The organism is Ruegeria sp. YTSA064, assembly GCF_059610325.1.
Window position 1 is genome coordinate 274602 of record NZ_JBXWNK010000007.1, and the last position, 11195, is coordinate 285796.

Sequence of the window (11195 nt, forward strand, 5' to 3'; positions counted from 1 at the left end):
GTTTTGGGCGGCCCATCTTCAATGGCGGCGCCACAGGGCGAATTTGATTCCGATATTGTCATCGGCTGAATTTCGTTCGGCACCCAGAATCCAGGTGAGGTTGCCTTTTTTCGGGCGAAACATCAGCGAAGGACGTACCCGCCAATACCAAGGGCGATCTGAAATATACGAGGTTTCTATCTGCAAGAGCGGGTCGATGCGCCGTCCCGAGGACAGGCCAGCCGTGAAATCCAGCTTGCGGATTAGAGCCTCATGCGTGCGGTTTTCGTGCACGGCGTCGATATTGATCCATCCGCCCCCCAATCCGATTTGAATACCTTTGCCATATGAGAGTGTTGTTTTGTACATCGCCCAGGCATCGTATTGACGGTGATGTGCGCCCAGTCCGAACTCGATGGAAAATCGGCCTGCTTGCCCAAAATCAGCGACGGGAATGCGGGCGAAAACCAACGCATGCCCATACAGATCCTGGTGCTCCTCGGCATCCAGCCCGATTGTGAGTTTCGGCCTCAGACCCCACTCGGAATAGAGAGCAGATTTGTATCTATGAGTGTCGCCGTCGTCTTGGAAAGCGGTCACCGAGATTGCGGTGAAGCTTGAGCCTTTTTCGCGCAGCCAGGCCCCGGCCGAAGCCGGAGCGGCTAGCCATATAAGTAATACGGATACAAGAAGCCGATGCATCATCTGAGCAGCATCGGTCGACTTGGTTAATGGATGGTTAGTATCTTGTTCATGTCTGAGAAAGTTTTTTGATCTGCATCCGCACTTATCTGCACGAAATAGATTGTGAATTTGAAAGCTGTGCTAGGCTGGGGGCAGCTACAAAGGAGAAGCCAAATGCCGCAGATTTCCAAAACCGCCAGTTGCCAGACCGTCATCACCACGTTTGAAATGACGCCCGGGACCTGCCAGGATCTTCTTGAGGCGCTGACGGATGCGTATGCCTCCTTTATCTCGAAACAGCCAGGGTTCATTTCAGCCGGTCTTCATGTAAATGATGCCCAAACCCGGATTGCAAATTACTCGCAATGGGAGCGGCGCGACGACTTTCTGGCGATGCTGCGTACGCCGGAAATGCGGGAACGAAACCGCCGCATCAACGAGCTGTGTAAGAGCTTTGAGCCGGTGATGTATGACGTTGCCGAAACATTCGGCGGTTCCTGACCTGAATCAAGGCGCGCTGTGGCGAGGCAGGGCAAGATGCCGGCGCAACCACGGAGGCACAAGCCATGTATCACAACATCCTTGTCCCTATTTCATTTGATGCCGAACGCGACAGTTCGGCGGCGATGAAACTGGCAAAGTTGCTGGCAACCCCACAGGCGCAGATCACTCTGCTGCATGTGGTCGAGCACATTCCGGATTATGCGATCTCATACATGCCGGCGGAATATCTTTCAGAGACACGCAAAGCGCTTCAGGCTGAGCTTGACACGCTGGCTGCTCGATTACCAAATGCCCAAGGACAGGTGATCGAAGGTCACTCTGGCAGAACAATTCTGGATTGGGCCGAAGTGAACAAGCCCGACCTGATCATTCTGGCCTCGCACCGGCCTGGCATGCAGGATCTGCTGTTGGGGTCAACCGCGACCCATGTGGTACGGCACGCAAAATGCGCAGTGCATGTGGTGCGGTGACGGAATAGGTTTTTTAGCTCGGTATGGCCATGGCTTTGCCACATACAGGGTATATATCTACCCCGATGACGACCGGAAATACAAATGATGAGATTGGCCTTAATCCGCGGATGACTAGGCGGCAACGTCGTGCGGATGAGATGCGTCGGAAAGCTCTGTCGCCGCTGCGCATTCTGCTGATGGTGCTTGCGCTGCCGTTGACAATCGGAATGATCACGATCGGAGTGTATTTGCGCATCTCGGACTACGAGCGTCATGAGGCTGTGATCCATCTGGTGGCGCTGGCGGGCTGTGACACGGTGCAGCGGCTTGTTCCGGGGCCATTTTTTGAAGGCGGGCCGGGCTATCACAAGCGAAATGACCCTGACGGTGACGGCGTTGCCTGCGGCACCCGTGGTCTGCAACGGCAACGAACGACTGCGATGCCGGGAACCGCCGGGAACGCACCGCGGCAAACTCAGGCACCGCGTGAGCGAACCGTTGGAACCGCGAAGTTCCTCAAACCCTGATGATCATCCCTTCATGGCTTGCAATAACTCCAGCAGGCGCTTGCGGTCATCATCATTTGTGTAATCCCCAGTGGCCAGACGTTCCGCGATGCGCAGGCGCAGGCGTTCCTGCTGGGTGCGGACCTCTTCTCCGGCGGTTTCGGCCAGAGTTTTCATAATCATCGCCACCGCCTGCTGGCGCTTGGTGGTGGGGTTGGCGATGTAGTCGACCAGGCTCTGTTGCCCTGAATCGAGGATATTTTCGGCCAGATCACGCAGTTGATCGCCATTGGGCAGCAGCGGGGCAGGAGCGTCCGTGGGTGTCAGGATTTCCGGCACGCTGCGCGGGGTTTCGGCCAGCGCGTTCGCACCGTCAACAAAGGCTTCGGTGATCATCCGGGTGATCTTGATCGCGCGAGGGTCCTTGAACAGGGTCGAGGCGATGGCCACGCCGTAGTCGGTATAGACCCACGGATTGACCCGCCGCCCGCCGCGGCCTTTGGGTTTTGAAATCACATTCTGTGATTGCAAATCAGCGACCTCGGCATCGTTCAGCTGAAAACGGTAGCCCTCGAACAGATCCTTGTTGCGCGAGACAGCCTGATTGAAAGCGCTGACGGACTTTCCGTAGAACTGCGCCAGATCCTCGGCCAGTACCACGCGGGTGCCGCGCACCCGGTGAATGGCGCTCTGGACTTCATGCGTGCTGGGCAGGGTGTTGGGTTTCGTCATGGCATCCGTTTGGAATCACAATTTGTGATGTCAAACGTGGAGGAGAGAAAGCTACGCTGCAACCTTGAAGTGTATGGCTATCGTCAATCGAGACAGGACTTGAGCTAGCGTCGGTCGCTTGCCTTGCCCAAATAGGCAAGCCGATAGGCGAGCGCGACACCGCCCGCGCCTCCGACTACATTACCGACCGTGACCCAAAAAAGGTTGCTGATGGTGGCGCCCCAACCGAGTTTGGCACCTGCTAGCGCACCCTGAGGCAGCAGGTACATATTAGCGATCGAGTGTTCGAGACCCAACAGAACAAACGTCGAAATTGGCCAGAGTATTGCCATGACCTTTCCCACGACCGATCTGGCGGCGAAGCTCAGCCAGACTGCAAGGCAGACTAAGGCGTTGCACAGAATGCCTCGCATAAAGGCTTGCGTTGGAGAGAGATCAATCTTGCCATTTGCGATCGCTGCAGCAGTAGCCCCCATTGGTCCTTCCAGCAAACCGCTTGCAGCGCAAGCAAGGACTAGTGCGACGGCTCCGACTAAATTTCCGAGATACACGAATCCCCAGTTCCTCAACAGGTCACGCATCGAGATTTTTCGATCCACTGCCGCGATGGTCATCAGCGCGTTTCCAGTGAATAGTTCCGCCCCACCAACGACCACAAGGATCAGGCCCAGAGAAAACACCACCCCACCAAGAAATCGGGCTGGCCCAAATCCGGGATCTACGCCGGTCATAACCATAGTGTAGGCGGCCCCACCGAAGCCGATGAAGACACCTGCGAGTATTGCAAGTGTCAGCGTTTGAACGATGGAAAGATGTGCCTTTGCGACACCAGATGTTTCAACCAGTTCTGCAATCTGTGCAGGTTTGTAGGCGTCTACGCCGGTTGGATTGTGAGCCTTCATGCGTCGCACACTGCCAACACATTCATGTTTCGACATTGATCCGGATCAAGGTCACGCGACGAAGTACTGAGGTTCAGCCCAGAGCTCGTGCTAACTAAAACAGCTAACTTGACCACCACAGCCAATTTTATCCTACCGCTTCCTTCTCTTCACATTCCCACCCCGCTGCCCCGGCCGTCCAGCCGTTGACCGTCCATGCAATTTCACGGCGTCTTCCGAGGCTTTCTCGACCGCCCATTGGCGCGCCATGGGGTCGTCGGCGACGGCCAGGTCGACCGCCTCTAGTCGTTTGATCTCATCCCGGATATTGGCGGCTTCTTCGAACTCCAGGTTCTCGGCGGCTTTGCGCATCTGGTCCCGCAACCCATCCAGATGGGCCTCCAAATTCGCGCCGTGCATCGGTTTGTCGATGGTGGCGGTTACGCGGTTCATGTCGACGTCGCCTTCGTAGAGACCAGCCAGAACGTCCTCGACATTCTTCTTCACCGTCTCAGGCGTGATGCCGTGTTCCTCGTTATAGGCGACCTGCCTTGCGCGGCGGCGGTTGGTCTCGTTCAGCGCGCGCTCCATGCTACCGGTGATCTTGTCCGCATACATGATCACCCGCCCATCGGCATTCCGCGCGGCGCGGCCGATGGTCTGGATCAGTGAAGTCTCAGACCGCAGGAAACCTTCTTTATCCGCGTCCAGAATGGCGACCAGCCCGCATTCAGGGATATCGAGCCCTTCACGCAGCAGGTTGATGCCGATCAGCACGTCAAACGCCCCAAGCCGCAGGTCGCGCAGGATTTCGATGCGTTCCAGCGTGTCGATGTCCGAGTGCATGTAGCGGACTTTGATGCCTTGTTCGTGAAGGTATTCGGTCAGGTCCTCGGCCATGCGTTTCGTCAGGGTGGTGACCAGCGTGCGATAGCCATCGGCGGCGACCTTGCGCACCTCGTCCAGCAGGTCGTCAACTTGCATCGACACTGGGCGGATTTCGACCTCGGGGTCCAGGAGCCCGGTGGGGCGGATCACCTGTTCGGTGAAGACGCCGCCGGTTTGTTCGATCTCCCATTTCGCAGGGGTGGCCGAGACGAAGACGGATTGCGGGCGCATGGCGTCCCACTCCTCGAACTTGAGGGGGCGGTTGTCCATGCAGGAGGGCAGGCGGAACCCGTGCTCGGCCAGCGTGAACTTGCGCCGATAGTCGCCCCGGTACATGCCGCCGATCTGCGGCACGCTGACGTGGGATTCATCGGCAAAGACGATGGCATTGTCGGGGATGAACTCGAACAGAGTCGGGGGTGGCTCACCCGGCGCGCGGCCCGTTAGATAGCGCGAGTAGTTCTCGATCCCGTTACAGACACCGGTGGCCTCGAGCATTTCCAGATCGAAATTGGTGCGTTGTTCCAGACGTTGGGCCTCCAGCAGTTTGCCCTCGCCAACCAGTTGATCCAGCCGGATGCGGAGTTCCTTTTTGATGCCGATGATCGCTTGGTTCATCGTCGGTTTCGGCGTGACGTAGTGCGAATTCGCATAGACACGCACCTGCTCCATCGTCGCGGCACGTTCACCGGTCAGGGGATCGAACTCGGTGATGGTTTCCAACTCTTCGCCGAAGAATGAGAATTTCCACGCGCGATCCTCAAGGTGGGCAGGCCAGATTTCCAGGGAATCGCCCCGCACCCGGAACGAGCCTCGCTGAAAGGCCTGATCGTTGCGGCGGTACTGCTGGGCAACCAGATCGGCCATCACCTGCCGCTGGTCATAATCCTTGCCGACCTTCAGATCCTGCGTCATCGCCCCGTAGGTTTCGACCGACCCGATACCGTAGATGCACGAGACCGAGGCGACGATGATCACGTCATCGCGTTCCAGCAGCGCCCGCGTGGCCGAGTGGCGCATCCGGTCGATCTGTTCGTTGATCTGGGATTCTTTTTCTATGTAGGTGTCTGAGCGCGGCACATAGGCCTCGGGTTGGTAGTAGTCGTAGTAGGAGACAAAGTATTCGACCGAGTTCTCAGGGAAGAAGCCCTTAAACTCGCCGTAAAGCTGCGCCGCCAGCGTCTTGTTAGGGGCGAGGATGATAGCCGGGCGTTGAGTCTCTTCAATCACCTTCGCCATGGTGAAGGTTTTGCCCGTCCCGGTTGCCCCCAAAAGAACCTGATCACGTTCCCCATCAATTACACCGCCTGTCAGTTCCTTGATCGCCGTTGGCTGGTCGCCTGCGGGGGCGAATTCGGTGTGCATGACAAACTGCTTGCCGCCTTCCAGTTTCAGGCGCGCGCGCACGTCCTCGGCGGTTAGCTGGGTCTTGTCGGAATGGGCGTATGGCATAGGCAGGCTCCGGATCAGAACTCTACATTTGTTCTTATTTTGTCCAACTGCAAGGGCTGATCCGGTCTGGGAAGCTCTGATTCAGTAATAGGCGGGTTCAGCATCCGGAATGTGATCCGAATTCACCTTGTTGGCCAGTGCCTTCAGGTTGCTGTCAAGAACCTTCGACATCATCATTTTCATCAAGGTCTGCCCTAAAAACCAGCCGAGGGGGCCATATTTCACGGCATAATCCATGCTCCAGATCACCCGGGTTCTAGCCCCGTCAAGCGGTTTGATTGCGATCGTGGCATGCGCATCGGTTAGGGGCATCGCTGTCATATCGGACAGGCGCACGCTGTAACCTCGGTTGGGGTCCCACTCTGTCACCTCTTCGACCAAAGAGGATCCGTTCTCAAAGTAACATCGCCGCTTTGACTCAATGCCATTCGCCTCATGCGTCAGGGCCTCGACATATGCGATCTGTGGGGCAATTTCGTCAATCTGCATAAACCGGCTGAGTACCGCCCAGATAGCTTCGGTGGTCGCGTTGATTTCAAGGGTTCGTTCATGATGGATCATCTGCTCAATCCTTTGGCTGCTCTTTCGAAAATCATAAGCGTTGCCAATGACAGTTCCTGTCATCAGGATGCTGTCGCGGCCCGCGACATTTGTCATCTTGTCCCGGGCCGCGCTCTGACGCATAAACAAGCCCATCAAGTGGATACGGAGAGGCGACATGCGTGCACGGATTTACCAGCCTTCGCGAAACGCGATGACCTCGGGGATGGCCAAGACCCGCAAGTGGGTTTTGGAATACGCCCCCGCTTCGGCGCGCGAAGTTGATCCGCTGATGGGCTGGACCTCCTCCAATGACACGCAAACCCAGGTGCGTCTGAAATTCGATACCAAGGAAGAGGCGCTGGACTACGCTAAAGACAACGGTATCGACGCGCAGGTAAGCGAGCCGCACAAACGCAAGCCGAACCTGCGGGCGCGCGGCTATGGTGAGAACTTTGCCACAGATCGGCGCGCGCCCTGGACTCACTGACAAGGCATCCTGAATGATCGACATCCGCGAAGCCGATCCCGGCGCCGAGGAAATGCGCGCCATCATCCAAGCCCATTTCGCACATAGCAACGCAGCTGGCCCTGCCGAAAGCAATCACACAATGGATGCAGGCTCACTTGCCGCCACCGGAGCGCGATTTTGGGCGCTTTTTGAGGACGGCTGCCCGTTGGGGTGTGGCGCGCTAAAGGCATTGCCCGACGGCACCGCCGAGGTCAAATCGGTGCATATCTTGGCCGAGGCACGTGGTAGGGGGCTTGCGAGGGTGATGATGAAACATCTTGCGCAGATCGCGCAAGATGAAGGACTATCTGCGTTGGTTTTGGAAACTGGCGCTAACCATCTGCAAGGCTATGACGCGGCGCGCAAGCTATACGAATCGCTGGGGTATTCATATTGTGGTCCGATTGTAGGTTACGAAAACGACCCAAACAGCGCCTTCATGCGCTTGGCTCTTGAACCCGCCCGCTAAAAGCCGCAAGAAGGGCTCAGCGGTCCCTTAGCTCAACTGGATAGAGCAGCTGACTTCTAATCAGCAGGTTGAGGGTTCGAGTCCTTCAGGGATCGCCATTCCTTACCTTCAATACTGAGTGCACGTGGCCGATCCGGTACTTTTGTGAACCTTCGGGTTGCGGATGAAAAATCCGTCGTATCGGTATGAGATATGGCTTGAGTTAGAGAACGCATTACGACCTGAGTTTGGACAAAATTACGCCCAGAATAGCCAATAGCCGACGCAAAGAAAGTGACGGAATACGGACTGGGATCCAATGAAAAAGATTGCTCTTCTTCTTGCCTTTTTGCCTGCGGCTGCATTTGCCGAAGAACGCGTGTTTGAATGTGACGCGCCGGATGCAGAACATCCGGAAATGGCAGCCAAACTGGTTAAATATGACGGGCAGCAAAAGGGCCACATTACAATAGGTGACATCGACAAAGACGTGGATGTATTCCCCGGCCTCGACACTTTGACCTACCTGTATATTGGCGATGGCTACACACTGCACTACAACGTACACCCGGAAAAAGGCACCTTCGACTACTCGGCTTCAGGAAGTAAATCCGGCTGGGGCAAAGGCGCGTGTCGGGAAATTACGGGGCAATAATTGATTTGAGCGGACGGCGCGACCAAGGCACTGATGTTGGATCGCTTTTCGATAGTTCAGGCGTTCATCGCCTTCCAATTCTGGTTGGTGGCGAAATAGCTATCCCTCAGCAATCCAAAGATAGGGGATCCAAGAAATGAAATGCAAGTTCTTGTCTGTCCTCACTTATCAAGCAATAGAGAGCCAATCCAAGAACTAGTAACGTAATTAAGCACCAAGGCGGAACTTGGTCGGTGTCATTCCGGTTTGACCTCGGAAGAAGCGGGTGAAATGGGACTTGTCGGAGTAGCCGAGCATCAGGCCGATCTCCGCTATTGTCATCTTGTCTTCTCGGAGGTGCTTCTTAGCGACATCGACACGCAGCCGTTTGATCTCACGGGGTAGCGTCGTGCTTTGTTGCTGAAGCGCTTTCAGAAACCGATCCGGCTGTATTCCCAGCAATCCAGCCACCCGCTCTGATCCCAAATCGGTTTCGTCCAGTTTGTCGCGTAAGACAGATCGCAAAGCAGCTACCACGGTCACTTCTTCATCTTGTCGAGGCGAAGCCAATGGTTTGGTCGAGCCTTCAGAGACGTGGAGCAAAAACAACCATTCCACAGGAAAACTAATCTGCATTCCGGAATCAGGCCCAAGGCCAACCTCGATCCCCTTGTAGTTGATGGGCAGACCAGTGATGTATCTGCTTTCCCATCGAACACGGGAAGGATTCCAGGAGTCTCCGACGACTGTCTGCAATAGGCGCACGTAGATTGCGGCTCCAAAAGCGGTAACCTGAACCGGTGGGACAGTCGGTTCCTGTTGCCTCTCGATTCGATAAGTCGCCCTGTCAGCTTCAATGACAAGGCTGTGCCGCACAGAGTTTGACTCCTGCGGTACAAGCCCAACAAAACGGGCAAAAAACTCGAACAGACTCGTTGTCGATTGCAAGGCTTGAGCGAACGGAGGCCATCCTTGCAGGTCAAATGTTTCTCCGACATGCAGGCCAAGGTATCGATCACCGGACAACTCTGAGAAAGTATTCACCAAGCCGTAAACCAACTCTGAGTGTACAAATACGGATGGGTCAGACAGCAGCTCGGCCTTCAAGCCGACCTGGTCCAATGCTGATTGTGGATTGATTTTACGTTCGGTCAGATATTGCAGGAACGGAGCGGCTAAAGAGAGGCGAATAAAGCCCTCGCTATGCTCTTGAGAGGTGGAGTTGAAAGGCAAGCCCGTCACCCTTGTTTAGATTAGTTTTCCGCAGTGGCCAGTTTTTCAATCACATTCGAACATCTTAACTCAAAAGTGGCAACCGAGCCAAGGTATTCCAGACTACAGTTTGTAAAACATGAATATGAAGGGAGTACTTATGTCCGGTCTACGAATGTCGCTTTGCTCGACGGTAATTGTCGCTGCAGGACTTGCTTTTTCAGCGTCCGCGCAGGCTCAGGATCAAGAAGAACCCCAAACGTTGTTTACCAACGTGCACATCTTCGATGGAGTGAGTGAACAGCGCATCGAGAATGCCAGCGTATTGGTCGAGGGCAATCTGATTAAGGCCGTATCAACCGACGCAATCGATGCCCCCGACGCTACGGTCATTGACGGAGAAGGGAGGACACTGACCCCCGGCTTCATCGAAAATCACGCACACCTGATGCTGCCAGGACCCACGTTGCCCGCAATGGAAGCCAACAGCACTTGGGAAGACCTCGCGATTCACGGCACTCAAATGGCTGAGATGTACTTAATGCAAGGCTTTACCACCGTAAGAGATGCAGGTGGCGCTAATGGAGGTCTTCGCCGCGCAATCGACACCGGGACCATTGCCGGGCCGCGTTTCTACCCTGCGGCTGCTTTTCTAAGTACGCGTGGTGGCCATGCTGATTTCGCCAACTTTACGGCGCCTGTTGGCCAGTCTTCGAACTTCAGCCGTCTGAATATGGCCCAAGAAGTCGACAGCGTCTCTGACATGTACAAGTTTGCTCGTAACAACTTCCGGATGGGAGCAACACAACTGAAGTACATGCAATCAGGCGGTGTAGTTTCAGTGTTTGACCCGTGGCAGTTATTGGCAGGATCGACGGCAGAGTTAGAAGCGGCCGTGCAGGTTGCCAACGAATACGAAAGCTACGTCATGGCCCATTCCTACCGCAAGGAAACGATCATGGCGGCACTGAATGCTGGTGTGCGATCAATTGAACACGGGTTCATGTTTGATTGTGAAATATCAGCGCTGATGGAAGAGAAAGGAGCCTACATCACGACCAATCTCACCGCATTTGATCCAAATCTCTTCGATATTCCTGCCATTCGAGATGTCCCAGCCAGCTTACGAAAGGCACAGTCAGCTACGCAGGCTTTTGGCGACTACATAAAAAACATGAATGAGTGCCCAGCTAAAAGAGGGTTTCACACGGATTGCGTAGGTTCTGTAGCCGCCTGCAATATTCAAATTGCCTATGAAAAACATCTCAATAATGAGTTCTTTGGCTCTCACGCCTCGTTGGTCGCAATGACATCTACTGGCGGTGAAATCGCCGCTTTGTCCGGACCATTCATGAACCCCTATCCCGAGGGCAATCTGGGTGTGATTGAGGAAGGAGCCTATGCGGACATCCTGCTGATCGACGGTAACCCACTTGAAGACTTCTCGGTTGTTGGCACGGGTGATCAGTGGTTCGGTGCCGACCCGAGGCCTGAAAGCCCAGATACGATCCGACTGATCATGAAGGACGGCGTCATCTACAAAAACACACTGGATTGACCTGTCTCAACAGCCGGAGAGTATTTATGCACCATTGGTTCCGCTCCTTAGTATTCGCAGGGTTGGTCTGGTGTGGTCATCCTGTCATGGCGACGCCAGGAACCGCGTTGGACTGGTCTGACCTGCCTGACCCGTCCGCGCAGGTCTTTGATGACCCCTATCGTGAACTCAGCCCCGAACAGTTCGACGATGTTCTTTTCGTTGTGCGTATACG

The 11195-nt window shown here is 55.3% G+C and carries 13 protein-coding genes, 1 tRNA gene and 1 pseudogene; 9 read left to right on the forward strand and 6 right to left on the reverse strand.

Annotated features, from left to right (window positions below; translation table 11 throughout):
* Nucleotides 1–18: 18 nt before the first annotated feature.
* A complete protein-coding gene (locus tag AC2FI7_RS12920) occupies nucleotides 19–681 on the reverse strand; it encodes a hypothetical protein (protein WP_120981253.1) in 663 nt (220 codons plus the stop codon).
* 156 nt (nucleotides 682–837) lie between these two features.
* On the opposite strand from AC2FI7_RS12920, the gene AC2FI7_RS12925 reads away from it, so the two are divergent.
* The 3 genes from AC2FI7_RS12925 (at nucleotide 838) to AC2FI7_RS12935 (ending at nucleotide 2146) form a co-directional block, all read left to right on the forward strand.
* On the forward strand, nucleotides 838–1164 hold the full coding sequence (locus AC2FI7_RS12925) for an antibiotic biosynthesis monooxygenase family protein (RefSeq protein ID WP_010442459.1): 327 nt from the start codon (nucleotides 838–840) through the stop codon (nucleotides 1162–1164).
* A gap of 65 nt (nucleotides 1165–1229) precedes the next feature.
* A complete protein-coding gene (locus AC2FI7_RS12930; RefSeq protein WP_010442458.1) occupies nucleotides 1230–1637 on the forward strand; it encodes a universal stress protein in 408 nt (135 codons plus the stop codon).
* A 65-nt stretch (nucleotides 1638–1702) separates the two neighbouring features.
* The gene (locus AC2FI7_RS12935; RefSeq protein ID WP_238528821.1) at nucleotides 1703–2146 is read left to right on the forward strand and encodes an excalibur calcium-binding domain-containing protein; all 444 of its coding nucleotides are present in this window, start codon (nucleotides 1703–1705) and stop codon (nucleotides 2144–2146) included.
* A 3-nt stretch (nucleotides 2147–2149) separates the two neighbouring features.
* On the opposite strand, the gene AC2FI7_RS12940 is transcribed toward AC2FI7_RS12935, so the two are convergent.
* The 4 genes from AC2FI7_RS12940 to AC2FI7_RS12955 form a co-directional block, all read right to left on the reverse strand.
* Nucleotides 2150–2857: an ORF6N domain-containing protein gene (locus AC2FI7_RS12940; protein WP_480876292.1), complete on the reverse strand. Its 708-nt coding sequence runs from the start codon at nucleotides 2855–2857 to the stop codon at nucleotides 2150–2152.
* A gap of 104 nt (nucleotides 2858–2961) precedes the next feature.
* Nucleotides 2962–3795 carry a formate/nitrite transporter family protein gene (locus tag AC2FI7_RS12945; protein WP_496833417.1) on the reverse strand — a complete coding sequence of 278 codons (834 nt, stop codon included), beginning with the start codon at nucleotides 3793–3795 and terminating at the stop codon, nucleotides 2962–2964.
* Nucleotides 3796–3891: 96 nt separating this feature from the next.
* Nucleotides 3892–6078, reverse strand: a complete 2187-nt coding sequence (gene uvrB / locus AC2FI7_RS12950) for an excinuclease ABC subunit UvrB (protein ID WP_480876296.1) — start codon at nucleotides 6076–6078, stop codon at nucleotides 3892–3894.
* A gap of 81 nt (nucleotides 6079–6159) precedes the next feature.
* Nucleotides 6160–6798, reverse strand: a complete 639-nt coding sequence (locus AC2FI7_RS12955; protein WP_496833420.1) for an SRPBCC family protein — start codon at nucleotides 6796–6798, stop codon at nucleotides 6160–6162.
* On the opposite strand from AC2FI7_RS12955, the gene AC2FI7_RS12960 reads away from it, so the two are divergent.
* The 4 genes from AC2FI7_RS12960 (at nucleotide 6797) to AC2FI7_RS12975 (ending at nucleotide 8232) form a co-directional block, all read left to right on the forward strand.
* Nucleotides 6797–7108 (forward strand): ETC complex I subunit, encoded by a 312-nt coding sequence (locus AC2FI7_RS12960; protein WP_010442452.1) that lies wholly within the window; start codon nucleotides 6797–6799, stop codon nucleotides 7106–7108. The two genes, AC2FI7_RS12955 and AC2FI7_RS12960, sit on opposite strands and share 2 nt — an antisense overlap.
* Before the next feature lie 13 nt (nucleotides 7109–7121).
* A complete protein-coding gene (locus AC2FI7_RS12965; RefSeq protein WP_010442451.1) occupies nucleotides 7122–7598 on the forward strand; it encodes a GNAT family N-acetyltransferase in 477 nt (158 codons plus the stop codon).
* A gap of 21 nt (nucleotides 7599–7619) precedes the next feature.
* A tRNA-Arg gene (locus tag AC2FI7_RS12970) sits at nucleotides 7620–7696 on the forward strand.
* A gap of 200 nt (nucleotides 7697–7896) precedes the next feature.
* Nucleotides 7897–8232, forward strand: a complete 336-nt coding sequence (locus tag AC2FI7_RS12975) for a hypothetical protein (protein WP_010442450.1) — start codon at nucleotides 7897–7899, stop codon at nucleotides 8230–8232.
* Between the two features lie 207 nt (nucleotides 8233–8439).
* On the opposite strand, the gene AC2FI7_RS12980 is transcribed toward AC2FI7_RS12975, so the two are convergent.
* On the reverse strand, nucleotides 8440–9444 hold the full coding sequence (locus AC2FI7_RS12980) for an AraC family transcriptional regulator (protein ID WP_158005278.1): 1005 nt from the start codon (nucleotides 9442–9444) through the stop codon (nucleotides 8440–8442).
* A gap of 124 nt (nucleotides 9445–9568) precedes the next feature.
* Between AC2FI7_RS12980 and AC2FI7_RS12985 the strand changes: the two genes are divergently transcribed.
* Entirely contained in the window at nucleotides 9569–10981 is a 1413-nt protein-coding gene (locus AC2FI7_RS12985; RefSeq protein WP_037321800.1) for a metal-dependent hydrolase family protein, read from the forward strand.
* Nucleotides 10982–11007: 26 nt separating this feature from the next.
* Nucleotides 11008–11195: pseudogene (locus tag AC2FI7_RS12990) on the forward strand (DUF3299 domain-containing protein); the annotation flags it as partial.